We start from the raw sequence: 23,025 nt of genomic DNA, 5'->3' as shown, positions 1-23,025 counted from the left end.
GCGTGCGGCGATGACCCAGGACTCGTATCTCATCGGCCTGATCGGCTCCGGCATAGGCACCTCGTTCAGCCCCATGCTCCACGAACGGGAGGCGGACCGGCACGGCCTGCGCTACCTCTACCGTCTGATCGATCTCGACACCATCGGCGCCGAGCCGGACAAAGTCGGTGAACTGGTACGCGCAGCCAAGGGTATGGGCTACCAAGGCCTCAACATCACACACCCCTGCAAACAACTCGTCATCGAGTGTCTTGACGAGCTCGCTCCGCAGGCCGAGGCGGTTGGCGCGGTCAACACCGTCGTTTTCGAAGGCGAGGGCGCAAACATTCAGGCCGTAGGACATAACACCGATGTCACCGGCTTCGCCGCGTCCTTCGACCGGGAACTGGCGGACGCCCCGCGCGACCGTGTCGTGCAACTCGGCGCCGGGGGAGCGGGAGCGGCCGTCGCACACGCCCTGCTCACCCATGACACCGGACACCTCGCCGTCGTCGACCCGCTGACGGACCGAGCCGAGGCACTCGTCGCCTCCCTGAATCGGCACTTCGGCGACGGCCGGGCGAACGCCTCGGCTCCAGACGACCTCCCAAGCCTGATGGCACGAGCCGATGGCCTCGTCCACGCCACCCCCACCGGAATGTCCGCCCACCCTGGACTTCCCCTGCCGGCCGACCTGCTGCACCCCGGTCTGTGGGTCGTCGACGTTGTCTACCAGCCGCTCGAGACCGAGCTGCTGCACATCGCACGTGCCCGCGGCTGCACCGCACTCAACGGCGTCGGCTTACTGGTGTTCCAGGCCGCCGACGCCTTCCAGCTCCTGACCGGACGAGAACCGGACCGCACGCGGATGCTCGCCCATGCCGCCGAGCTGGCCGAATCGGAATGAAGGACAGCGGCGACCGCTCTTCGCCCGTACCGAGATCCGTGTGGCGAGACACGCCGAGTTATTGCGTTGCTCATTACTCTTGCGAAGGTCATGCGGGTCAGCAGCGCAGTCACAAGACGTCCTGGAAGCCGGTTCCGCATCCGAGCAGACGTTGTGTGGTTGTCCAGCCCTGCTTTTGCTTGGTGGTTTGAACTCAGAAGCCGTTGCTCGGGTCTGCGGGTGGAGGAGCTCCAGGCGGAAGCGGATCGGGTCCTGGGCTCGACTCTCCACCGATGCTCATCGGCGACGCGATCATCGACAGTCTCAGCCGCGAGCACTGGCACGTGTGGTCCACGGCTCCGGGCGGCTTGTTGTCGCTCGCCCCGATCAAGGGCTTCGAGAATTTCTGCATCCTGGTCCGCTTCACCGTCCTCGACGCGCGATCGAACGCCGACCAGTGCGCCTGCCCCGAGACACTGCAACACCTCGTCTGGCACCGCACGCGGCACAACCTCGACATCCGCGAGGTGCGCTGGTCGTCCGCCCTGCGGCTCAGGGCCGCGATGGCCGACCGCTTCCGGACCGGCCGCGACTTCCTCGCCGGAGACGCGGCACACCCATTCACCCACCGGTGGTCAGGGCCTCAACACCAGTGTCCAGGACGCCTACAACCTCGGCTGGAAGCTCGGCGGCACACGGCCGGAGCGGAACCGATGGCTCGTCCGGCTGTGTGGTTCGCCGTTCAGGCCACGTCAGTTTGCCCCAGGGCGACTCTGCGCCGGGCTTCCCGGCCTTCCGCCCGCCTTGAGTACGCCGCTGGGCAGGGCCCGGCCGACGGCCTCTTGGGCAAGACCCGCAGCTCCGACAAGGGTGTTCAGGTCGCACCCGGTGGCCACGCCCATGTCCTCGCAGAGATAGACGAGTTCCTCTGTGGGCACGTTGCCACTGGCCCCGGGCGCGAACGGGCAGCCGCCCAGGCCGCCGACGGACGCGTCGATGTCGACCACGCCGATCTGCATCGCCGCCAGGATGCCCGCGAGTCCGGCGCCGCGGGTGTTGTGCATGTGCAGGCCGACGGGGAGATGAAGGGAGATGTCCCGTACGGCGCCGAGCAGTTGGACGACCCGGAGCGGTGTGGCGGTCCCGATGGTGTCGCCCAGACACAGGGCGTCGGCGCCCTGGAGCACCGCTTCCCGCGCGATGTGTAGGACGCGGTCGGCCGGTGTCGGGCCGTCGAAGGGGCAGTCCCAGGCGGTGGCGACGATCACCTCGCAGGTCCCGCCCGCATCGTGCACCAGATCCGCGATCCTGCCGACCCCGGCGAGGGCCTCTGCGGTTGTCCGCTTGACGTTGGCGAGGCTGTGGCCGTCCGCGGCGGACACGACGTACTCAAGGTTGCGGACCCCCGCTTCCAGGGCACGACGGGCACCGCCTTCACTCGCCACAAGCGCGGACCACTGGACGTCCGGCCACTGGTGCAGAGCGGCCGCGACCTCGCGGGCGTCGGCCATCGCGGGTACGGCACGGGGGGAGACGAAGGCGGTGGCCTCGATGCGCTTGAGCCCGCTGCGTACCAGCAGTTCCAGCAGTTCCAGCTTCCTCGCGGTGGGGATCGGGCGCTCGATCTGCAGACCGTCGCGAGGGCCGACCTCCCGCAGGTTGATGCGGGGCGGCAGAGGCAGTGTCGTCCTCATGGATTCGGTTCCTTCACTCGTGTTCATATGGCGCCGCGGTGCGTCTCCATGGCGCCGACGCCTGTCACACGATCCCCTCGTGGCGCAGCTCGGCGATCTCGTCCGGTCCCAGCGAGAGGAGCTGTCCGTAGACCTCCTCGTTGTGCCACCCCGGTTCCGGCGGCCCCGCCCAGCGCACCGTGCCGGGCGTCTCGGACAGCAGTGGTACGACGCCGGGGCCGAGGACGTCCTCACCGAGGCGTTCGTCGTGATGGGGGACCAGCATGTCCCGGGCCCGGAACTGGGGGTCGGCGACGATGTCTGCGGCGGTGTACACCGGGCCGGCGACGACGTCCGCTTCCTCCAGCCGGGACAGCACCTCGTCGGCCGTCCGCTCGGACACCCAGTCCGCGACGATGGACTCGATCAGTTCCTGGTGCTCCCCGCGGGCCACATGCGTGGCGAATCGCGGGTCGTCGGCGAGCTCGGGGCGTTCCATCACCGTGCACAGCCGCCCGAAGACCGTGTCCTGGTTGGCCGCCACGATCAACCACTTCTCGTCCTTGGTGCGGAAGAGATTCGAGGGGGCGATGCCGTCCAGCCGGGTCCCCGAGGGCTGCCGGACCTTGCCGAGCCGGTCGTACTCCGGGATCACCGACTCCAGCAGGGCCAGCGACGACTCGGTCAGGGCCACGTCGACCACCTGCCCGTACCCCGTGCGGTGCCGGTGGTGCAGGGCGGCGAGCACGCCCTGCACGGCGAACATCCCGGCGAGCGAGTCCCCGAGGGACACCGCCATCCGGGGCGGAGCCTGGCCGGGGAACCCGTTGATCGCCCGTAGCCCGCCCATGGCCTCGGCCACCGAGGCGTATCCGGGACGGTGGCGGTAGGGGCCGGTCTGTCCGAACCCCGACACCCGGGCCAGGACGAGGCCGCGGTTGGCCGCGCTCAGCCGGTCGTATCCGAGGTTCCACTTCTCCAGCGTGCCCGGACGGAAGTTCTCGATCACGACGTCGGCCTCGCGTACGAGGTCCAGGAACAGGGTCTGTCCGCGTTCCGAGCGCAGGTCGAGGGTGACGCACCTTTTGTTGCGTGCGTGCACGGTCCACCACAGCCGGTGCCCGCGGTAGGCGTGCTGGCCCCAGTCCCGCAAGGGATCCGGCCGGCCGGGTGCCTCGATCTTGATGACGTCGGCCCCGTGGTCCGCCAGCAGCCTGCCGGCGAAGGGCCCCGCGACGATGGAGCCGATCTCCAGCACGCGTACACCCGTCAACGCACCGTCGCCCACCCCGCTCTGTGAAGCCTCGGCGGCATCTTCGGCTTCCGCATCCACCGGCATGACACTCCTTTCGATCGTGCTCCGCCTCGGCACGGGAGGCGGAGGGGATGGACCCGCAGGGCAGCTGAGGAGTCGCCAGGGCTGCTGCCCTGCGGGAGATTGCGGCCGTCAGGCCGGGGCGAGTGCGGCGATGCCCGCTTCTGCCACAGTGACGTCGGTCTTGGCACCGCTGCCGGTGACGGTGATCGCGCCGAGCGCCTGGCCGTCCTTGAGCGCGGGAAGCGGCTGGCCGATGTACGGCGCTGTGATGGGGTGCGACTGGCGAATCAACGGGGGCGTTCGGCGGCGAGAATGTCCGTGATCCTGACTCTGAGAGCGCGTTTGTCGATCTTGGAGACGTTGGTCAAGGGGAGTTCTTCGCATGCCTCGATTCGCTCGGGCCACTTGAACTTGGCGACGCCGATCTCGTCCAGGAACCTCTGCACCTCGCCGAGTTGGGGGGCCTGCGCTCCGAACTTGGGGACGATGAAGGCGCAACAGCGTTCCCCGAGCCGTTCGTCGGGCATGGCCACCACGGCCGCGCGTTCCACGGCCGGATGGCGGACGAGCAGGTTCTCGATCTCCGCGGCGTTGACCTTCTCGCCGCCCCTGTTGATCAGGTCCTTGATGCGGTCTTCGAACCGGTAGAAGCTCAGCCCGTTCTCCGGGACTTCGACGACGATGTCCCCGCTGCGGTAGAAGCCGTCGGAGGTGAAGGCCTCGGCGTTGCGCTCCGGGGCCCGGAAATAGCCCCGGACGGTGTACGGGCCACGGGTGCACAACTCGCCCTGCGTGCCCGGTGGTACGGAATCCTCGGTGCCGGGTGCGTAGACGCGGACTTCGTCGAGCGGGGAGATCGGCGTCCCCACGGTGTGGTGTCTGATCTCGGGGGGCGACGCGGTGGGCGTGACCAGGCACAGTCCCTCGGTCATCCCGAACATCTGGATGATCCGGCGCGAGGGGGTCTCGAAGGCCGCCACGATGTCGGCCGGCAGTGGGCCGAGCACCCAGATGAACACGCGCAGCGCGTCGAGCGACTCCAGCAGCCCGGGCTCCTTTGTCACCATGCTTGTCAGGGGCGGCGACATCATCGTGTGCGTGATGTGACCGGCGATCGACTTCAGCTGGTCCGGCTCCGGCGAGGCCAGTGCGAAGCAGCCGCCCACGGAGTGCGCGGAGTGCAGCCCGCAGACGATGCCGGCGTTGTGCACCAGCGGCAGGAGATGGGCGAAGCAGCTGGTGGAGTCCATGTCGATCGCCTCGGCGTAGGCCCGCGAGTTGTACCAGTACTCGGCGTGCAGCCGGGGGATCAGCTTGGGAATGCTCGTGGTTCCACCGGAGAGCTGGAATACGGCCAGGGAATCGGCGGGGATGGCCTTCTGGATCTCCTCCACGACGGCGCGGGCGACGGCTGGATCATCCGGGCGGCCCACCGCCTCCAGCGTCTCCAGGGCGACGGCACCCGGGGGCGGGGATGCCGTGCCGATGGTGAGCAGCCACCGCAGCGACGGCTGTTCCCGGGCCACTTCCGCGGCGAGGGCGACCAGGTCGTGGCTGCGGAAACCGGGCTCGATGAGGTGTGCGACGGGTTCGGCCTGGCGAGCGATCTCGACGATCTCGTGCCGGCGGTGCTGGGCCAGGGTGGCCACGGGCACCAGCCCGGCCTTGAGCAGTCCGTACCAGGCCAGCACGGTCCAGAGGTTGTTGGTTACCTGCAGCAGCACCGGGTCGCCGGGCCGCAGCCCGAGGTCACGCAGCCCGATGGCGATCCGGTCGGTGCGCCGGTCCAGTTCGGCGTAGGTGAGACGGGCGTCGGGGGTGAGCACGGCGGCATGGTCGGGATACTTGTCCGCCACTGCACGGAACTCCTGCGCCACCGTGCGGTCGGACCAGAAGCCGGCGGCACGGTAGCGGCGTACCGCCTCTTCGGGGTAGGCGACGATGTCGGGAACGTCGGGGATACCGGGTTCCGAAGTCGACGCTGACTCGGATGTGGTCTTCATCGGCTTGTGCGCTCCTCTGTCCAGGGAACCAGTTCGCGTACGGTCGCCGCGACCCCGGACTCGTCGCCCTCGGCGAGTGGCCTGCCGAAGTGATCAGCCCGGATACGCAGATGTGTGGCGTCGTCCGCCTTCAGGGCGGCCAGGGCGTCCTGGACGTCGCCGGGGAACACCGAGCAGTCGCCCGTGTACTCGATGATCAGGGTGGGGATCGTCACCCCGCTCAGGGAACGGGCCAGCGACGCGTTCGACGAGATGCCGGACCATGTCGACAGCCATGCCTCCGGCGTGGTGAGGCGTCCGAAGCCGGTGACGCCGTAGTTGGACACCGACGGCCGGGCGCTGATCACCGACCCGTAGGGACGGTCGGAGGGGTCCAGACCGAGATCGGTGCACCGGGGATCGGCGTCCGACCGGTACGTGGTGATGACCGGTGTCAGGACGCTGCGTCGCCGGTCCGAGACGTCGCCCGTACCGCTCTTGAACCGTTTGCGGGCCGCGAGTTGATCGGCGATGAGTTCGCGTGCCCGCTCGTCGATCCGCGCGACACGGGCGCGCTGGGCCACGCGGTAGCGGTCGAGGAACTCGGCCGGGAAGTGCGACCCTTCGGGAGCCTCGCCGAAGCCGTTCGCCGGGTTGTACGGGTCGAGGTCGGCGTCGACGGAGAACGGGTCCTCCTCGTCTGTGACCGAGGCGTCGATCATGGACAGGAGCAACCGCCCCTGGCCGGGGTGCGGCGCGACGAGCACGAGCCCGTCCGGCGCCGGCATCGGTGCGTCACCCAGCTTGACCGGCGCTCCGCCCGGCGTCCTGGTGATGCGGTCCGAGGGCGCCGTCAGCGCCTGCTCGGCGTAGAACGTGTAGAGGCCGGCGCCTCCGGAATGGCCGATCAGCACTATGTGCTCGAAACCGCGGCCGCGCAGGAACTCCATTCCGGCGGCGACGTCCAGCAGCGCGTTCTCGTGGACCAACCGCAGGTCGTTGCCTACGTCGCGGCCGGCCTGCGCCCAGACCGAGTGTCCCGCGCCGAGCAGCCCGGGAATCAGTGGGTGACGCTGTAGATCCTGCCGCGGATGCATGAGGCAGAACACCGTGCGGCTCGCCATGCCGGGCTCGTAGAGAGTGCCTCGGGACACTTCTCCGTCGTACGAGATCAGGGTGTGCAGGCTGATGGTGGTCTTGTCCGGCAGGGGCGCCGGATGCCAGTCCGAGGCCAGAGTCGCCTTGCCGCGGCCCGAGGGGACCCGGGTGACCGCCGTGCCGGTCGTCGTGTCTGCCGTCATGCCTCGACCCTCAGTACCTCGCGGTCGAACCGGGTGATCCAGCCCTCCAGGCCGCCGGCGGGCAGGGTGAACCACACGGCCAGGTGCAGCCCGGATTCCTTGCGGTCGATCTCGAAGGGGCTGTCGCTGTGGATGACGAGATAGCCGTCGCGCTGTTCGACCAGGAGGCCGGACCGGCGTGCGAAGTCCACCGCGCCGCTCCACTCGGGCTGGTCGACCACGTGGATCGCGGGACCGCCGATCGGGGAGTTGGCCTGGGCCTTCGCCCGCCAGACGTCCTGGATGGAGGTGCCGCCCGCCTCGAGCACCGTGGCCAGCCCGGCGAGGGTCCGCTGCGCGTCGTCGGCGTCGAGCCGGGTCAGCTCCCTCAGCGGCCGGGTGAACTCGAAGAAGATCCCGTTCGGGTCGTCCACGTAGATCGACTCGATGGTTTCGTGTTCCACCGTCATGACCTTGTACCCAGCAGCCCTGAGCTTGTCGCGGTAGGCCAGCAGGCTCGCCTCGTCGGGCACTTCGACAGCGATGTGGTTGGCCTGCCGCAGCACTTGGTGGACCGGCTCCGGCCGCGGCCAGCCGAAGTAGTAGAAGAAGGCGAGTGTGTCCCCGTTACCGATGTCGAAGAAGAAGTGGACCATGTCGGGGTTGTCGTCCTTGCCCCAGCCGAGGGCCGGAACGGCTTGGACGAGGGGGAATCCGAGGAGCTCCCCGTAGAACCGCACTGTCTCGACCGGGTCCCAGCACGGGAAGGCGGTGTGGTTCGCCCCCAGGGTCCCGACCGCGTTAGCCTCACCTTTGCCGGTGGCGGCCTTCTGGAGAAGCATGGCATCTCCCTTCGGGTTCGGATTTTCTATCATGATGAATTTTCGACGAATAGGTCAACGTCCGGAGTGTTTGGCGATCCGGCGGCGCCTTGCCCCTGCAGGCGCGCGACCAGCCCGTCGGGTAGGGGGAGGCTTTCCGGCGCCGCCCCCGACGTCCGTACGTACACCTGGGTGAGATGCATCCGCACCGCCGGCTCCGGGGCGTCGATGAGCGCGAAGTCGCTGCGGAACGTGAGCGAGCGCGTCGAGAGCGTGTCCAGCCACAGGGTGGCGTCCAGCTCGTCGTCCAGGCGGAGGGGGCTGTGGTAGCTGAGTTCGCAGTGCACGGCCGGAAGGCCGAAGCCGGAGGCGAGCATCTTCGACGTCGCGAAACCCACGTCCGCCAGCCACTCGCTCGACAGGCGCTCGGCCCAGCGGGTGGGCGCGGCGAAGTAGATCACCTGGGCTGCGTCCGTATCGCCCACCGCCACCCGGAACCGTCGGCGCAGGAGCGGTGCGGAGCCGCTCTTCCGTGGATCCGCGGTCATGATCCGTCCGTCACGTGGACGAGGTCCGTGCGCCCCGCGACCACTCCGTCGACGGCGTGATGCAGATGCGGTGAGCCGGCCGCGACGTCCACGAGGACGGGAAGCTCGGTTCTGATCCGTTCTCCGACGGCCAGGCGGTCGAGCACGGCGCCGCGGGAATCCTCGCCGGTCAGGCGGATGACCTCGGCGCCCCGGTGCAGGAGCTCCTGCACCTGCTCGACGAGCTTGGTGGCTCCCGGTCCCCAGGCGTCGCCGCAGTCCACCTGGACGGTCGCGGTGCTGGGTCCGGGGCTGTTGAGTCGGTGCGGGTAGCGGTGATGCGGCGTTTGAACGGGCTGGCTCAGTACCCAGTCCGTGAGCCCCGAGCCCGGCACCTCGCCGGGCTCGACGCCGGCGAACTCCGCCAGAGCCCGAGTCGCGATCTCCGGGTCCGAGACCAGCAGGTCGTCCAGCGACACGGCGCCGGCCCGGCTGAGGTAGGCCACGGCCATCCGGGCCGGGCTGAGGTGCTGCCGCACTTCGAATGACTCCCACCACAGCTGACTGCGCTGAGCGCGCTCTTGCAGTCGTTCGACCTCGGGGCGCCGGGACTCCTCGAAACGATCCAGGGCGGCTTCCACCGGCTCGTCCTTCATGGAGCTGAATGCGTCGGCCAGCGCTATCGCGCTCTCCATCGCGATCTTCGTGCCGGAGCCCAGCGAGGGGTGGGCGGTCGCCGCGGCATCTCCGAGCAGTACGACCTTGCCGTGGTGCCAGCGGGCACACCGTACGGTATTGAACCAACCCCATCGCGACCGGTTGCCCAAGAAGGATCTACCGCCCAGCTGCGCGGAGAACGCCTCGGACAGGTACCGCAGTGCCGCGTCGTCCGACTCGCCCTCGTCGGACCATCGCCGGTCGCCGAACCCGGTCCGGCTCACGGTCTCGGCGGACGCCTCGATCACGAACGTGGAGCGTGTCTCACCGTAGGGGTAGGCGTGGGCGACGAACAGCCCGTCCGAGGTCTTCACGGGCATGAACACTCCGCCGTCGAGCGGTGCTTTGGCTCCGCACCAGATGAACCGGCCCCGGCCCGGGGTGACTTCGGCTCCGAACTCCTCCTGGAAGCGGCTCCTGGTGGCGCTGGCGGCCCCGTCGGCGGCGATCACCAGGTCGGCGTCGTCAAGTATGTCGCCGACGTCGCACGAATGGCTCTCCACCTGCACGCCCGCGCCGACCGCCCCCCTCAGCAGGAGCCGCAGCAGTCGCGCGCGACTGATGGCGCCGTTGTGGAACCGGCCGAGGCTCGCATCGCCCTGCGGCAGTCGGAAACCGCTCGACGAGAACGTGTGCGCCGCGTCGATGATCTCCTGATACAGGTCCGGGTCGGCGTGCTGCAGCGCCTTGAGGAGACCGCCGGTGAGGCCGACCGCGAAGCCGAACGTCTCCTCGGGAGGGTTCCTCTCGTGCAGGCGCACGCGCCAGTCGGGGTGCCGAAGGGCCAGCAGCCGGGCCGCGAACAGACCTGCGGGTCCGCCTCCAACTACGTGAACGCGTCGAACTGTCATGCTTCATGGATACCGTAGTTCGTCATAACCGTCAAGAATTTTTCGTCTATGTAAAACAACAGGACATGGAACCGCCGGCCGACTGTCGGGCAGGACAGGGCTCGGCCGGCGGTTGACCCGGTGGGCTCAGGGCGAGGCGGTGATGCCTCAGAGCTCTCAAAGGCCTCAGTCGATGAGGTCGAGGACGGCTTGGACCACGCTGTCCGTGTCGATGCCGTGGTAGCGGTACACGTCGTCCAGTGCGCCGGACTGGCCGAAGCGGCTCACGCCGAGCGTCGTGACCGGCACGTTGTTCACCGTGGCCAGGAAGGCGAGCGTGTGCGGGTGGCCGTCGACCAACGTGAGCAGGGGCGTGGCGCGTTCTGCCGGGAAGACCTGGTCCAGGATCCAGCTGGGGGCATCCTCCTGGCCGAGGCGGGCGCGCTGGGCGCGGAAGAGGAGGTCGGGGCTGGTCACGCAGATCACGTCTGCCGGGCGGTCGAGAGTGGTGAGGCGGTCGGCGGCGGCCAGGGCTTCGGGGACCATGGCGCCCATCACGGCGAGGGTGACGGCGGGCGTGCCGACGGTCCGGCGCAGCGGGTAGGCCCCGGCGACGGTCTGGCGGCGGCGACGTTCACGGGCGGCCGGGTCGGCGGGTACGGCGGCCAGGCTCTGGTCCACCGGACGGGTGGACAGCCGCAGATAGGCCGAACTGCCGTTGGGTTTACCGAGGTTGGACAGTGAGGCGAGCAGGCACCACTCCGTGTCGATGCCGAAGGCGGGTTCATAGGAGACGCATCCGGGCTGTTCGATGCCCAGCGAGGGCGTGGTGATCGACTGGTGGGCTCCGCCCTCCGAGGCGAGGCTGACGCCGGAGGGGGTGCCGACCAGGATGGACTGGCCGCCGGCGTAGATGCCGAACGACCAGGGCTCCAGGGCCCGGTTGACGAACGGGTCGTAGACCACGCCGATGGGCAGAAGCGGTTGTCCCCAGCGGCTCCAGGTCGCGCCCAGCTCGCCGAGCAGTCCGACCAGGTTGGTCTCGGCGATGCCGAGTTCCAGGTGCTGGCCGGTCGGCTTCTCCCGCCAGTGCAGGATGGTCTCGGCGTCGTCGGCGAACCAGTCGGTGCCCTCGGCAGGCGACCAGACCCCGACTTTGTTGAGCCAGCCGCCCAGGTTGGTGGACGAACTGACGTCGGGGCTCACCGTCACGACCCGGCCTGCCGCCTCCGGGGCCTTGCGGGTCAGGTCCAACAGTGCGCGGCCCAAGGCCTGTTGGGTGTTACCGGTGCCGCCGGGGGCGGGGCGGCCGAGATCGGCCGGGACGGCGGGCGGTCGCACCGTCTCCTGGTGTGGCCTGCGGAGCCGTTCCGCTGCCGCCGTGCACAGCGCCGCCGCCGCGGAATCGTCGGCGAACCCCCGCCAGGGGGCGTCGAGGTCCTCGCCCAGGCGGGCTGCCAGCTCCGCCATCTGGTCTCCCGTCAGGAGGGTGGAGTGGTTCTGCGGATGGCCCTCGGTCGGCAGACCGTAACCCTTGACCGTGTAGGCGAAGATCACGGTCGGGCGGGTGTCGTCGATGGTGTCGTACGCGTCCAGCAGGGCCCCGAGATCGTGTCCGCCGAGGTTGCGGACCGCGTTGTGCAGGGTGTCGTCGTCGACGCCCGAGAGCAGGTGGGCGATGGGTCCCGAACCCGAGCCCGTGCCGGGCAGCCGGTCGCGCAGCTGCTGCGGGGTGCAGCGCAGCAGCCGCTGGTATTCGGGGTTCTCCATGGTGTCCAGGCGCAGGCGCAGCTCGTCGCCGCCCGGCCGGTCGAACAGGTCCTCCAGCAACTGCCCGTACTTGAGTGTCAGGACCTGCCAGCCGGCCGCGGTGAACATGCCGCGCACCCGCTCAGCCGCCGCCCCCGGCACCACACGGTCGAGCGATTGCCGGTTAAGGTCGACGACCCAGACGATCTCGCCTAGGCCAGCCACCGTGGGATCCTGCACCGCCTCCCAGATCGCGCCCTCGTCCAGCTCCGCGTCACCCAGCAGCGAGTACTGCCGGCCGGCGCCGGCGCCGCCGAACCGTCCGTCGACGTAGCGCCGGGCGACGGCACCCCAGAGAGGCGCGGTCGCCCCGATGCCCACCGAGCCGGTCGAGTAGTCGACGGGATCGGGGTCCTTCGAGCGGCTGGGATAGCTCTGCAGACCGCCGAAGGACCGCAGCTGGGTGAGGTACGACTGATCGAGCTCACCGAGCAGGTAGTTGATGGCGTGCAGCACGGGGGAGGCGTGCGGCTTGACCGACACCCGGTCGTCCCGGGTGAGTTCGTGGAACCACAAGGCCGTCATGATGGAGGTCATCGAGGCACTCGACGCCTGATGACCACCGACCTTCAGCCCCGATGGATTGGGCCGCACCCGGTTGGCGTGATCGGTGATCGCGGTCGAGAGCCACAACACACGCCGCTCGACATCGCCGAGGACCCGTAGCAGCTCCCGCCGGGAATCGTCCCGTATCCCCGGATCGGCCGAAGCGACATCAATGGCCATGACTTGCCTCTCTAACTCCCCGGCGAGTGATGTGAACAGCGCCGCGGTCGAATTCATGTGATCAAGACAGATCAGGAGGGAGTAGCTGTGTACGCTCCAGCCGCCTCCTCCTGTGGTTCTCGCCACCCGTGCCGGCCGACGGCCTCCGGCCAGGAGGCGCCGATGTCGATCAGCCGTCGGGTACGGGTGAACTGCCGGACATGACCACGGCGGCTCCTGAGGCGCGCGCTGTGAGCGTCCACGGCGGATGGGTGGTCGAAGGGGGTAGTGGCTCGGCGAGAACGGGAGAATCACCAGACCATCACTTTAGTCAACTATCTTACGTAAGTGTTGAGTGGCGTCAAGAGTCGGAGAACTGGCCGACGACTTGTGGCGCAGTGAATGGGCTTGTTCCTTACGGAGGAGGAGGTGGCGAGAACGCCGCAAGGGCGGTCGAAGACGCGGTACTGGGCAGCATCGCGATGGAACAGGGCGTCGACGGCTCGTGACTGAAGGGCGGGAGCTTCGTCGAGGTATTGATCGAGGGGTCGGCCCAACGCGCAACTGAGTGGTGCCGAAGAGCTGGCGGACCGTCTGCCCCTGCTCCTTGGGTTCGGAGTTCTAGGAGTCGTCGCGGCCCTGGTCGCCGAGCGTTCGCTCCAGGTGGTGGAGGTCCTGGTGTAGCAGCGCGAGGGCGGCCCTCGGTCCGGATGCTTCGGGAGTCCGTGGGCTCGTCTGCTGCACCATGGCCAGGGCCAGTTCCGCGATCTGGTCCGCGGCGGCATCCTTCTCTCCGAAGCCGCGCTTGCCGCCTGGGTGGTACCACCAGGCGACCCAGTTGCACATTCCGGCTACCGCGAGTGCGGCCGTGCGCGTTTCGATCGGGCGGAACTGCCCTTTGAGGACGCCTTCGTCGATCACCTCGATGAGGTGGCGCAGAGTGGCTCGCTGGGCGACCCGGTGGGCCTCGGCGACGGCTGGGGGGAGATCCGCTTCCGAGCGCAGCAGCAGCTGGAACCGGTTCGGCTGGTCGGCCCGTTGCAGGGTGATCAGGTGTGCGATCCGGCGCAGCCGGCTCGCGGGGTCGGTGTCTGAGTCCGCGGCGAGGGCTTCGATCTCCGCCGCCGGTCCTTCCGTGATCTGTTCGACGAGCCTGGCGAGCAGTTCGTCCTTGCTCTTTACGTAGTAGTAGAGCGCGGGGCGGGTGATGCCCATGGCCTCGGCGACATCCCCCAGGTTGGTGCCGGAGAAGCCGCGCTCGGCGAACAGCCTGGACGCCTGCTCGAAGATCTCGTTCTCGACGAGCGCGCGCCGTGTCGAAAGCCGACCTGACGAACTCTCCTTCGTCTTGCGGGCAGGCGCGGAGCTGTCTGCGGTTCTTCGCGCACTCTTCGTCATGAAGGCGATAGTAGCCAGGTCGGGGCAGTTGCCACGGCAAAGCTTTGTCGATAGTGGCGAATTTTGGACATCACGGTAAGTTTACCCGAGGGCTGGATGCAGCAGCTGTTCGGTCCAGATCGTCTTTCCCGTCGGGGTGTAGCGCGTGCCCCAGCGCAGGGTGAGTTGAGCGATGAGGAACAGTCCCCGGCCGCCTTCGTCATCGTGGGCGGCGCGGCCCAAATGGGGTGAGGCGTGCCCCCTGTCGGAGACCTCGCAGATGAGATGGGCTCCGAGGAATCTCCCGAGAACCCGCGGAACCAGATTTCTCTGGCTTCCGGGGCTCTGTGGTCCGCGTTCCTACGGCTCAGTGCTTGATCTCGCAGATCACGGCGCCGGAGGTGATGGACGCGCCGACCTCCGCGCTCAGGCCCTTGATGGTGCCGGAGCGGTGGGCGTTGAGGGGCTGTTCCATCTTCATGGCCTCGAGGACGACGACGAGGTCGCCCTCCTTGACCTCCTGGCCCTCCTCGACCGCGACCTTGACGATCGTGCCCTGCATGGGCGAGGCGAGGGTGTCGCCGGAGGCCACCGGGCCGGACTTCTTCGCGGCGCGGCGCTTGGGCTTGGCGCCGGCGGCGAGGCCGGTGCGGGCCAGGGACATGCCCAGCGAGGACGGCAGCGAGACCTCCAGGCGCTTGCCGCCGACCTCGACGACGACCGTCTCGCGCCCCGGCTCCTCGTCGGCGTCCGTGTCCGCGGGGGTCGTGAAGGCGGGGATCTCGTTGACGAACTCGGTCTCGATCCAGCGGGTGTGGACCGTGAACGGGTCGGTGGATCCGGTCAGTTCGGGGCCGAAGGCCGGGTCCTGGACCACCGCGCGGTGGAACGGGATGGCCGTCGCCATGCCCTCGACCTGGAACTCCTCCAGGGCGCGGGCGGCGCGCTGGAGCGCCTGCTCGCGGGTGGCGCCGGTGACGATCAGCTTGGCGAGCAGGGAGTCCCAGGCCGGGCCGATCACACTGCCGGACTCGACGCCCGCGTCCAGGCGCACGCCCGGACCCGACGGCGGGGCGAACAGCGTCACCGTGCCGGGGGCGGGCAGGAAGTTGCGCCCCGGGTCTTCGCCGTTGATGCGGAACTCGAAGGAGTGGCCGCGCAGGACGGGGTCGCCGTAGCCGAGTTCCTCGCCGTCGGCGATGCGGAACATCTCGCGGACGAGGTCGATGCCGGCGACTTCCTCGGTGACCGGGTGTTCGACCTGGAGGCGGGTGTTGACCTCGAGGAAGGAGATCGTGCCGTCCATGCCGACGAGGAACTCCACCGTGCCGGCGCCGACGTATCCGGCTTCCTTGAGGATCGCCTTGGAGGAGGAGTACAGCTCCGCCACCTGGGCGTCGGACAGGAACGGCGCGGGGGCCTCTTCCACCAGTTTCTGGTGGCGGCGCTGGAGCGAGCAGTCACGCGTGGAGACGACGACGACGTTGCCGTGGGTGTCGGCCAGGCACTGGGTCTCGACGTGGCGGGGCTTGTCGAGGTAGCGCTCGACGAAGCACTCGCCGCGGCCGAACGCGGCCACCGCCTCACGGACGGCGGAGTCGTAGAGCTCGGGGACCTCTTCGAGGGTGCGGGCGACCTTCAGGCCGCGTCCGCCGCCGCCGAAGGCGGCCTTGATCGCGATCGGCAGCCCGTGCTCTTCGGCGAAGGCGACGACCTCGTCGGCGCCGCTGACCGGGTCGGGGGTGCCCGCGACGAGGGGGGCGCCGGCGCGCTGGGCGATGTGGCGGGCGGCGACCTTGTCGCCGAGGTCGCGGATGGCCTGCGGGGGCGGGCCGATCCAGGTCAGGCCCGCGTCCAGGACCGCCTGGGCGAACTCGGCGTTCTCCGACAGGAAGCCGTAGCCCGGGTGGATGGCGTCCGCGCCGGAGTCCTTGGCGGCCTGGAGGACCTTGGCGATGTCCAGGTAGCTGGTGGCGGGGGTGTCACCGCCCAAAGCGAACGCCTCGTCCGCCGCCCGGACATGCGACGCGTCCCTGTCTGGTTCCGCATACACGGCAACGCTCGCGATCCCGGCGTCCCGGCAGGCCCGGGCCACGCGGACAGCGATTTCGCCACGGTTGGCGATGAGCACCTTCGTCAGCATGCCGACCCCAGCATGTCGCTTGCGGGCGCGGTGAGCCGGTGCGAGGTCTCCACGCCGGCGTCACGCAGAGCCCGGGCGATGACCTTCGCGCCGCGGTCGTGGCCGTCGAGTCCGGGCCTGGCGATCACGACGCGGGTGTACGGCGCCGGAGCGGCACTGGCATGCTCCGTGCGCTGGTGCAGGGCATTCATACTCTCTCCAAGAGTCAACAGGTGAGGCAGGGCCCGCTCGTTCAACGGGGCCAATACGTGCTGCGCCAGGTCGTCGACCCCGGCTGCGCGAGGGTGTGGCGCGGGATGTTGCGTTTCTTGTCCGCCCATTCATCCAGTTGCTTGGGCGTCGCGGGAACCGACGAAGCCGCTGCGGCGCGGGCGCGGACCACCGCCAGGGCGGCAGCCAGTTCCTCGGGGGTGGGGTTGCCCCGTACGACCTTGATGTTCATGTCGGCTCCCAGCAGGCCTAGAGGGGGATGTTGCCGTGCTTCTTCGGGGGCAGTGCCTCGCGCTTGGTGCGCAGTTGGCGCAGGCCGCGTACGACGTGGGAGCGGGTGTCGGACGGCATGATCACCGCGTCGATGTAGCCGCGCTCGGCCGCCGTGTAGGGGTTGAGGAGGGTGTCCTCGTACTCCTGGATCAGGCGGGCCCGGGTGGCCTCGGCGTTTCCGGTGCTCTCGGCGTCGGCGATGGTACGGCGGTGCAGGATGTTCACCGCGCCCTGCGCGCCCATCACGGCGATCTGGGCGGTCGGCCAGGCGAGGTTGAGATCCGCGCCCAGGTGCTTGGAGCCCATGACGTCGTAGGCACCGCCGAAGGCCTTGCGGGTGATGACCGTGATGAGCGGGACGGTCGCCTCGGCGTACGCGTAGATCAGCTTGGCGCCGCGGCGGATGATGCCCGTGTGCTCCTGGTCGACGCCCGGGAGGAAGCCGGGCACGTCCACGAAGGTGATGACGGGGACGTTGAAGGCGTCGCAGGTGCGCACGAAGCGGGCCGCCTTCTCGCTCGCGTCGATGTCCAGACAGCCGGCGAACTGCATCGGCTGGTTGGCGACGATGCCGACCGGGTGGCCCTCGACCCGTCCGAAGCCGGTGAGGATGTTCGGCGCGAACAGCGCCTGGGTCTCGAAGAACTCGGCGTCGTCCAGGATGTGTTCGATCACCGCGTGCATGTCGTACGGCTGGTTCGCGCTGTCCGGCACGATCACGTCCAGCTCGCGGTCCTCGTCCGTGAGGGCGAGGTCCGCCTCCTCCGGGAAGACCGGGGGCTCGCTGAGGTTGTTGGACGGCAGGTACGACAGCAGCTGCTTGACGTACTCGATGGCGTCCTTCTCGTCGCCCGCCATGTGGTGGGCCACGCCCGACACCGCGTTGTGGGTGCGCGCGCCGCCGAGCTCCTCGAAGCCGACGTCCTCGCCCGTCACCGTCTTGATGACGTCCGGACCCGTGATGAACATGTGCGAGGTCTGGTCGACCATGATCGTGAAGTCGGTGATGGCGGGGGAGTACACCGCGCCGCCCGCGCAGGGGCCGACGACGAGCGAGATCTGCGGGATGACGCCGGACGCGTGGGTGTTGCGGCGGAAGATCTCGCCGTACATGCCGAGCGCGCTGACGCCCTCCTGGATACGGGCGCCGCCGGAGTCGTTGATGCCGATGACCGGACAGCCGGTCTTCAGCGCGAAGTCCATCACCTTCATGATCTTCTGGCCGAAGACCTCGCCCAGGGCGCCGCCGAAGACGGTGAAGTCCTGGGAGAAGACGGCGACCGGGCGGCCGTCGACCATGCCGTAGCCGGTGACGACACCGTCGCCGTAGGGCCGGTTGTTCTCCATGCCGAAGTCGGTCGAGCGGTGCTGGGCGAACTCGTCCAGCTCGACGAACGAGCCCTCGTCGATCAGCAGATCGATCCGCTCACGGGCCGTCAGCTTGCCCTTGGCGTGCTGCTTCTCCACTGCACGTGCGGAGCCGGCGTGCGTCGCTTCCTCGATGCGGCGCTGGAGATCCGCCAGCTTGCCCGCGGTCGTGTGGATGTCGATGGTGCTCATCTGCTTCCGCTCAGTGCTCGGTGGCAGGTCGGGGGCAAGGGCATGGCGGGACTCCGAAGAATGCTGGGTGTCGGCATGGGGAACTGCTGTCATCGACGTCAGAACGTGTCGTGCGGCTGGTGAACGCCCCATACGTCCCGCAGAGCGTGGGCGATTTCGCCGCCGGTGGCGCGGTGTCCGAGGGCTTCACGCATGGGGAACAGGACATTGTCGGTGCCTTCCGCAGCCATGCGCAGAGCGTCAAGGGCTCGCTCGACGGCGTGGCTGTCTCGTTCCCTGCGCAGGGCCGCGAGGCGTTCGCACTGGTCGGCCTCGATGTGCGGGTCGACGCGCAGCGGCTCGTAGGGCTCTTCCTCATCGAGGACGTACTTGTTGACCCCCACCATCGTCCGCTCCTGGTTATCGATCTCCAGTGCGATGCGGTAGGCGGAGCGTTCGATCTCGGACTTCTGGAAACCCTGCTCGATCGCCGCCACGGCACCGCCGCGGTCCTCGACGGCCTTGATCAGTTCCAGAGTCGCCGCCTCGATGTCGTCGGTCATCGACTCGATGACGTAGGACCCGGCGAAAGGGTCGACGGTCTTGGTCACGTCGGTCTCGTACGCGATGATCTGCTGGGTGCGCAGGGCGAGGCGGGCCGCCTTCTGGGTAGGCAGGGCGATGGCCTCGTCATAGGAGTTGGTGTGCAAGGACTGGGTCCCGCCGAGCACCGCGCCCAGGCCCTGCAGTGCGACCCGGACGAGGTTGACCTCGGGCTGCTGGGCGGTCAGCTGCACGCCGGCGGTCTGGGTGTGGAAGCGAAGCATCTGCGACTTGGGGTTCTTGGCGCCGAATTCGTCACGCATGACGCGGGCCCAGATCCGGCGGGCCGCGCGGAACTTCGCGATCTCCTCGAGCAGCGTGGTGCGGGCGACGAAGAAGAACGACAGGCGGGGCGCGAAGTCGTCGACGTCCAGGCCTGTGGCGATCGCGGCGCGCACGTACTCCTTGGCGTTGGCAAGGGTGAACGCGATCTCCTGCACGGGGCTCGCCCCGGCCTCCGCCATGTGGTAGCCGGAGATGGAGATTGTGTTCCAGCGGGGGATCTCACGGTGGCAGTAGGCGAAGGTGTCGCTGATCAATCGCAGCGACTGCTTGGGCGGGTAGATGTAGGTGCCCCGGGCGATGTACTCCTTCAGCACATCGTTCTGGATCGTGCCGGTCAGCTGATGGCCCGCGACGCCCTGCTCGGCCGCGACCAGCTGGTACATCAGCAGCAGGGTCGAAGCCGGAGCGTTGATCGTCATCGACGTCGACACCTTGTCCAGCGGCAGGCCCCGGAACAGTGTCCGCATGTCCTCGATCGAATCGATCGCCACGCCAACCTTGCCGACCTCACCCTGGGCGATCGCCTCGTCGGAGTCGTAGCCCATCTGTGTGGGCAGGTCGAACGCCACACTCAGACCGCCGGTGCCCGCGTCGACCAGCTCGTGGTAGCGCTCGTTGGACTCCTTCGCCGTGCCGAACCCGGCGTACTGCCTCATCGTCCACGGTCGGCCGGTGTACATCGTCGGGTACACCCCGCGGGTGTACGGGAACTGCCCCGGAGTGCCCAGCTTGGTACGGACCTCGAAGTCCTCCAGCGCGGAAGTGTCGTACAGCGGCCGGATCGGTAGGTCTGACTCGCTGCGTGCCATGGAACCCATGCCGTACCTCCCAAGCTATGACACTCAGTCTCGCATTGACGGTACTCAGTACCATTCAATGGTGGCAAGTGGCATCGATGCGCTGAGGCGGGGAAGGATGGGCGTTCATGAGCAAACCAACCGCGCGGGTCCGACTCGCGGACGCCGCGTTCGCCCTCTTCGACGAGCGCGGGTACGAGCAGACCACCGTCGACGACATCGCGGAACGGGCCGGACTGGGGCGCTCGACGTTCTTCCGCTACTACCGCTCCAAGGAACAGGTGATCTTTCCCGATCATGATCGCCTGCTCGAGCTGATCAGGGACCGGCTGGCGACGTCCAACGACAGCACGGCCCTGGTCGCTGTCTCCGACGCGGTGCGTCTGGTGCTGTTGCACTACATCGACGAAGGCGATCTCGCCAGAAGGCGGTATGTCCTCACCAGTAAGGTGCCCGCGCTCCGTGATCGCGAGATCGCCAGCGTGGCCCGTTACCAGCGTCTCTTCCGGGAGTTCATCTTGGAGTGGATGGGAGGCTCGACGCAGGCGGCATCGCTGAGGGCCGAGCTGATGGCGGCGGCAGTGGTAGCCGCCCACAACCACGTGCTGCGCCGATGGCTCCGAGGGGAGTCCGCTGACCCCGTCGCGGAGGTGGACGAGGCGATGCGCGAGGTGCTTGCGCTCTTTCCGCCATCCTCTTCCCCCGTGGACGCCGTCGGCGACGGCACCATGGTCGTCGCGTTCCGAACCGGTCAGGACATCGACGCGTTGCTCCCCTCACTGCGGCGCCTGATCGAGGGCGGGGGCGCCTGAGCAGCCGAACGGGTCGGTTATCGCGTCACCCTGCTGCTCGGGTCACTCTGGTTCGACGCGGAGCGCATCCCTGTCGAACTGCGCGATTTTGCCGTGGCGCAGCGCCCCGATGGCGCTGTACCAGACCGCAGGCCGGACACCGGCCTCGCGGCGGTCGATGATCAGGGTCTTCTTCCCGCACAACTGGACGTAGTTGCCGACGTTGTGCACCTCGTCCGCGACCTTCGCGCCCTGGTCGATGAAGGCGCGAAACTCCGGCACGTTGAGCACGTACAGCTCGATCACCGGCCTCCCTCCGCCAAGTCGGCGGCGACACCCGCGACGATGAGTTCCGCCTTGCGTGCCCACAGTTTCGACAGCGTCGGCTCCTCGTCACCCGACACGACGTCGAGCAGTGCCCGCACGGTCAGTGCCGCGTCCTCGTCGTCCACCCTTGTCATCTCGCGGGTCGGGTAGGTGAACTCGACCATGAAGCCGTTCGGGTCGTGCGTGTAGATCGACTCGATGGTCTCGTGCTTGACCTGCATCTCGACCGTCCAGCCGTTGTCCTCCAGGCGCCGGCGGTACTCGTCCAGCGCTTCCTCGGAGTCGACATGGATGGCCAGATGCCGGGAGTCACGGAAGAAGCGGGGCACCTCGGGACCGTGTGTGGCGTATGCGTCCTGCCTCGGTTCGCCGAACCGCTCGAGACCGAAGTAGTAGAAGAACGCCAGCCGGTCACCCTTGCCGATGTCGAAGAAGAAGTGCACGAAGTCGGGATGGTCCGACGGCCCCCAGCCGACCGCGCACACGGAGTGGACGATGGGGAACTTGAGGATCTCGTGGTAGAAGCGCACCGTGCCGACCGGGTCGAACGTGGGAAACGCGGCGTGGTTGACGCCTTGGGCAAGGTGATCGAGTTCCGAAGCCATTTCTGAACCTCCCTATGGGGCCGTTACGTCAACACATCCAGGCCGGCCTGCGCGATCGCGACGTCGTTGTCGGAGGAGGACCCGCTGGCCGCGATGCCACCGACAACGACTCCGTCGACCACGATGGGCAGACCGCCACGCAGGTCGGTGAAGTCAGTGGCAGCGGCGGCGAGCCGCGCGGCGAGCGCGGGGTCCATCTCCCCTGTGGGCGAGCCGACATAGGCCGCAGTGCGAGCCTTCTTGGGGACGACCTCTTGGGCGAACGGCACCGCATCGTCCATGAGGACGAAGGCCCGCAGTTGGCCACTCGTGTCGACGACGGCGATCGCCACCGGGGCTTCGCGCTTGCGGGCCTCTTCCACGGCCGCGTTGAGTATCGTCAGTGTCGCCTGTTCGGTCAGCCGGAGCCCGGTTACGACATGGGACACGGTTGTTCTTCCTTTCCTTCTGCGACGGGGAGTCGGCCGGCTGCGAAGACCGGGCGGTGCACCCGGTGACGAGTCCGGCGGCGAGGGCGGCTGTCCTCGCCGGTCAGGGGGGAGCCCTCAACTCATCTTCACGGTGTTGCGCAGCGGTGCGACCCCGTCCACTACGACCTCGACCTCGTCGGCGTCCCGCAGGAACGCGCCGTCCGGCCCGTCCTCCATGGCGGTGCCCCCGGGCGTACCGGAAAGGATCATGTCCCCGCTGCCGAGTGGGACGAACCGCGAGATGTGCGCCGCGATCCGGCCGAAGGAGTACCGCATGTCCGCGGTGGTCCCGTCCTGCCTGAGCTCGTCGTTGACACGGCAGCGGATCCTCAGATCGGTGACGTCGATCGCCTCGTCGACGACCATCCAGGGACCGCAGCTATTCCCCGTCCGGAAGTTCTTCACCAACGACCAGGTCAGCGGACCGTGATCGATTCTGGACAGCCCGAGCGCGTCGTCCCGGATGCTGAAGTCGTTCCACGCCGTATAACCCCACAACGAGACGCGGTCACTGCCCTGGGGATGCTCGGCCCCGCCCAGCACGACGCCGACCTCGGCCTCGTAGTCCAGCTTCGCCGTGCCCTCCGGTGGGGTGACGATCGCGCCCGGGCCCACCACGGTTCCCGGGATCACATAGAAGCCCCACGGCGGCGTGTCTTCGGCGGTGCCCGACACCAACGACTCGGGCAGCTCGATCCGCGCCGCCATCCTGTCCGTGTGCATCGGGAAGTTGCCGCCCATGGCGAAGATCCGCGACGCCGGATCCGGCAGCGGAGGATCCAGCGGAACCTCCGCCAGGGGACGGGCTCCCAGCCGGTTCCGGCCGCGGTCGAGATCGTCCTGGACCAGCTCGAGGAGGGTGAGCAGCGCGCCGCGCACCGAGGGCCACGCCCCGATCATCGGGAGCCAGCTCTGCGATCCACCGGGGAACAACGCCTTGATCGCTTCGGCCGGGCCGTCGTCGAGCGCACTCGCGGACCCGGCGAGATCGACCACATAGGACGTTCCGGCCGAATCCACGACGAGCCCGGTCCGTGAACCCTCGACTCGAACCAGCTTCACTGCGCCCGCACCAGCC

Annotated in this window: 21 protein-coding genes and 2 pseudogenes; 3 read left to right on the top strand and 20 right to left on the bottom strand. The window is 68.5% G+C overall.

The genetic code is table 11. The annotated features are described in order from the left end of the window. Positions 1–10: 10 nt before the first annotated feature. The gene (locus OG568_RS54425) at positions 11–886 is read left to right on the top strand and encodes a shikimate dehydrogenase (RefSeq protein ID WP_329537450.1); all 876 of its coding nucleotides are present in this window, start codon (positions 11–13) and stop codon (positions 884–886) included. A gap of 272 nt (positions 887–1,158) precedes the next feature. Beyond that, positions 1,159–1,555, top strand: a pseudogene (locus tag OG568_RS61940) (FAD-dependent monooxygenase); the annotation flags it as partial. Between the two features lie 62 nt (positions 1,556–1,617). Here the strand turns inward: OG568_RS61940 and OG568_RS54420 are convergent. The 16 genes and pseudogenes from OG568_RS54420 to OG568_RS54345 all read right to left on the bottom strand — a co-directional run bounded on the left by OG568_RS54420 (position 1,618) and on the right by OG568_RS54345 (position 19,775). Continuing rightward, positions 1,618–2,559 (bottom strand): hydroxymethylglutaryl-CoA lyase, encoded by a 942-nt coding sequence (locus OG568_RS54420; protein ID WP_329537449.1) that lies wholly within the window; start codon positions 2,557–2,559, stop codon positions 1,618–1,620. A 64-nt stretch (positions 2,560–2,623) separates the two neighbouring features. Beyond that, the gene (locus tag OG568_RS54415; protein ID WP_329537448.1) at positions 2,624–3,877 is read right to left on the bottom strand and encodes a CaiB/BaiF CoA transferase family protein; all 1,254 of its coding nucleotides are present in this window, start codon (positions 3,875–3,877) and stop codon (positions 2,624–2,626) included. 108 nt (positions 3,878–3,985) lie between these two features. After that, positions 3,986–4,147 (bottom strand): hypothetical protein, encoded by a 162-nt coding sequence (locus tag OG568_RS54410; protein ID WP_329537447.1) that lies wholly within the window; start codon positions 4,145–4,147, stop codon positions 3,986–3,988. Further along, positions 4,144–5,859, bottom strand: a complete 1,716-nt coding sequence (locus OG568_RS54405; RefSeq protein ID WP_329537446.1) for a (2,3-dihydroxybenzoyl)adenylate synthase — start codon at positions 5,857–5,859, stop codon at positions 4,144–4,146. Before OG568_RS54405 ends, OG568_RS54410 begins: the two co-directional genes overlap by 4 nt. Next, entirely contained in the window at positions 5,856–7,139 is a 1,284-nt protein-coding gene (locus tag OG568_RS54400; protein WP_329537445.1) for a hypothetical protein, read from the bottom strand. The genes OG568_RS54405 and OG568_RS54400 overlap by 4 nt, the downstream gene beginning before the upstream one ends. Further along, positions 7,136–7,960: a VOC family protein gene (locus OG568_RS54395; RefSeq protein WP_329537444.1), complete on the bottom strand. Its 825-nt coding sequence runs from the start codon at positions 7,958–7,960 to the stop codon at positions 7,136–7,138. Before OG568_RS54395 ends, OG568_RS54400 begins: the two co-directional genes overlap by 4 nt. A 29-nt stretch (positions 7,961–7,989) precedes the next feature. Continuing rightward, on the bottom strand, positions 7,990–8,487 hold the full coding sequence (locus tag OG568_RS54390) for an acyl-CoA thioesterase (protein ID WP_329537443.1): 498 nt from the start codon (positions 8,485–8,487) through the stop codon (positions 7,990–7,992). After that, positions 8,484–10,034 carry an FAD-dependent monooxygenase gene (locus tag OG568_RS54385; RefSeq protein ID WP_329537442.1) on the bottom strand — a complete coding sequence of 517 codons (1,551 nt, stop codon included), beginning with the start codon at positions 10,032–10,034 and terminating at the stop codon, positions 8,484–8,486. The genes OG568_RS54390 and OG568_RS54385 overlap by 4 nt, the downstream gene beginning before the upstream one ends. Before the next feature lie 165 nt (positions 10,035–10,199). Continuing rightward, positions 10,200–12,548, bottom strand: coding sequence for a transketolase-like TK C-terminal-containing protein (locus OG568_RS54380; protein WP_329537441.1), 2,349 nt, complete (start codon positions 12,546–12,548; stop codon positions 10,200–10,202). Positions 12,549–13,148: 600 nt separating this feature from the next. Continuing rightward, the gene (locus tag OG568_RS54375) at positions 13,149–13,925 is read right to left on the bottom strand and encodes a TetR family transcriptional regulator (protein ID WP_329537440.1); all 777 of its coding nucleotides are present in this window, start codon (positions 13,923–13,925) and stop codon (positions 13,149–13,151) included. Between the two features lie 81 nt (positions 13,926–14,006). Then, positions 14,007–14,189 (bottom strand): annotated as a pseudogene (locus tag OG568_RS54370) (ATP-binding protein); the annotation flags it as partial. 82 nt (positions 14,190–14,271) lie between these two features. Next, positions 14,272–16,044 carry an acetyl/propionyl/methylcrotonyl-CoA carboxylase subunit alpha gene (locus OG568_RS54365; protein ID WP_329538285.1) on the bottom strand — a complete coding sequence of 591 codons (1,773 nt, stop codon included), beginning with the start codon at positions 16,042–16,044 and terminating at the stop codon, positions 14,272–14,274. After that, positions 16,041–16,238 carry a hypothetical protein gene (locus tag OG568_RS54360; protein ID WP_329538338.1) on the bottom strand — a complete coding sequence of 66 codons (198 nt, stop codon included), beginning with the start codon at positions 16,236–16,238 and terminating at the stop codon, positions 16,041–16,043. Before OG568_RS54360 ends, OG568_RS54365 begins: the two co-directional genes overlap by 4 nt. Before the next feature lie 41 nt (positions 16,239–16,279). Beyond that, the gene (locus tag OG568_RS54355) at positions 16,280–16,489 is read right to left on the bottom strand and encodes an acyl-CoA carboxylase epsilon subunit (protein ID WP_329537439.1); all 210 of its coding nucleotides are present in this window, start codon (positions 16,487–16,489) and stop codon (positions 16,280–16,282) included. A 17-nt stretch (positions 16,490–16,506) separates the two neighbouring features. Further along, positions 16,507–18,090 (bottom strand): acyl-CoA carboxylase subunit beta, encoded by a 1,584-nt coding sequence (locus tag OG568_RS54350; RefSeq protein WP_329537438.1) that lies wholly within the window; start codon positions 18,088–18,090, stop codon positions 16,507–16,509. 98 nt (positions 18,091–18,188) lie between these two features. Continuing rightward, positions 18,189–19,775 carry an acyl-CoA mutase large subunit family protein gene (locus OG568_RS54345; protein WP_329537437.1) on the bottom strand — a complete coding sequence of 529 codons (1,587 nt, stop codon included), beginning with the start codon at positions 19,773–19,775 and terminating at the stop codon, positions 18,189–18,191. 107 nt (positions 19,776–19,882) lie between these two features. Between OG568_RS54345 and OG568_RS54340 the strand changes: the two genes are divergently transcribed. Beyond that, complete coding sequence (locus OG568_RS54340) at positions 19,883–20,566, top strand: TetR family transcriptional regulator (RefSeq protein WP_329537436.1); 684 nt, start codon at positions 19,883–19,885, stop codon at positions 20,564–20,566. A gap of 42 nt (positions 20,567–20,608) precedes the next feature. Here the strand turns inward: OG568_RS54340 and OG568_RS54335 are convergent, their stop codons facing one another. The 4 genes from OG568_RS54335 to OG568_RS54320 all read right to left on the bottom strand — a co-directional run bounded on the left by OG568_RS54335 (position 20,609) and on the right by OG568_RS54320 (position 23,009). Beyond that, the gene (locus OG568_RS54335) at positions 20,609–20,851 is read right to left on the bottom strand and encodes a hypothetical protein (RefSeq protein ID WP_329537435.1); all 243 of its coding nucleotides are present in this window, start codon (positions 20,849–20,851) and stop codon (positions 20,609–20,611) included. Next, entirely contained in the window at positions 20,848–21,477 is a 630-nt protein-coding gene (locus tag OG568_RS54330) for a VOC family protein (RefSeq protein ID WP_329537434.1), read from the bottom strand. The genes OG568_RS54335 and OG568_RS54330 overlap by 4 nt, the downstream gene beginning before the upstream one ends. 23 nt (positions 21,478–21,500) lie before the next feature. Beyond that, complete coding sequence (locus OG568_RS54325) at positions 21,501–21,905, bottom strand: GlcG/HbpS family heme-binding protein (RefSeq protein ID WP_329537433.1); 405 nt, start codon at positions 21,903–21,905, stop codon at positions 21,501–21,503. A gap of 117 nt (positions 21,906–22,022) precedes the next feature. Beyond that, the gene (locus OG568_RS54320; RefSeq protein WP_329537432.1) at positions 22,023–23,009 is read right to left on the bottom strand and encodes a fumarylacetoacetate hydrolase family protein; all 987 of its coding nucleotides are present in this window, start codon (positions 23,007–23,009) and stop codon (positions 22,023–22,025) included. Positions 23,010–23,025: the final 16 nt, after the last annotated feature.

The organism is Streptomyces sp. NBC_01450 (genome assembly GCF_036227505.1).
Taxonomy (GTDB): Bacteria; Actinomycetota; Actinomycetes; order Streptomycetales; family Streptomycetaceae; genus Streptomyces.
Note: the sequence above shows the minus strand (reverse complement) of the source record. Positions and strands in the feature narration are given on the sequence as shown.

Bases quoted from the DNA above. Each gene is read 5' to 3' on its own strand.
- OG568_RS54425 (WP_329537450.1), top strand. From the start codon at position 11: ATGACCCAGGACTCGTATCTCATCGGCCTGATCGGCTCCGGCATAGGC.
- OG568_RS54420 (WP_329537449.1), bottom strand. From the start codon at position 2,559: ATGAGGACGACACTGCCTCTGCCGCCCCGCATCAACCTGCGGGAGGTC.
- OG568_RS54415 (WP_329537448.1), bottom strand. From the start codon at position 3,877: ATGCCGGTGGATGCGGAAGCCGAAGATGCCGCCGAGGCTTCACAGAGC.
- OG568_RS54405 (WP_329537446.1), bottom strand. From the start codon at position 5,859: ATGAAGACCACATCCGAGTCAGCGTCGACTTCGGAACCCGGTATCCCC.
- OG568_RS54400 (WP_329537445.1), bottom strand. From the start codon at position 7,139: ATGACGGCAGACACGACGACCGGCACGGCGGTCACCCGGGTCCCCTCG.
- OG568_RS54395 (WP_329537444.1), bottom strand. From the start codon at position 7,960: ATGCTTCTCCAGAAGGCCGCCACCGGCAAAGGTGAGGCTAACGCGGTC.
- OG568_RS54390 (WP_329537443.1), bottom strand. From the start codon at position 8,487: ATGACCGCGGATCCACGGAAGAGCGGCTCCGCACCGCTCCTGCGCCGA.
- OG568_RS54385 (WP_329537442.1), bottom strand. From the start codon at position 10,034: ATGACAGTTCGACGCGTTCACGTAGTTGGAGGCGGACCCGCAGGTCTG.
- OG568_RS54380 (WP_329537441.1), bottom strand. From the start codon at position 12,548: ATGGCCATTGATGTCGCTTCGGCCGATCCGGGGATACGGGACGATTCC.
- OG568_RS54375 (WP_329537440.1), bottom strand. From the start codon at position 13,925: ATGACGAAGAGTGCGCGAAGAACCGCAGACAGCTCCGCGCCTGCCCGC.
- OG568_RS54360 (WP_329538338.1), bottom strand. From the start codon at position 16,238: ATGAATGCCCTGCACCAGCGCACGGAGCATGCCAGTGCCGCTCCGGCG.
- OG568_RS54355 (WP_329537439.1), bottom strand. From the start codon at position 16,489: ATGAACATCAAGGTCGTACGGGGCAACCCCACCCCCGAGGAACTGGCT.
- OG568_RS54350 (WP_329537438.1), bottom strand. From the start codon at position 18,090: ATGAGCACCATCGACATCCACACGACCGCGGGCAAGCTGGCGGATCTC.
- OG568_RS54345 (WP_329537437.1), bottom strand. From the start codon at position 19,775: ATGGGTTCCATGGCACGCAGCGAGTCAGACCTACCGATCCGGCCGCTG.
- OG568_RS54340 (WP_329537436.1), top strand. From the start codon at position 19,883: ATGAGCAAACCAACCGCGCGGGTCCGACTCGCGGACGCCGCGTTCGCC.
- OG568_RS54330 (WP_329537434.1), bottom strand. From the start codon at position 21,477: ATGGCTTCGGAACTCGATCACCTTGCCCAAGGCGTCAACCACGCCGCG.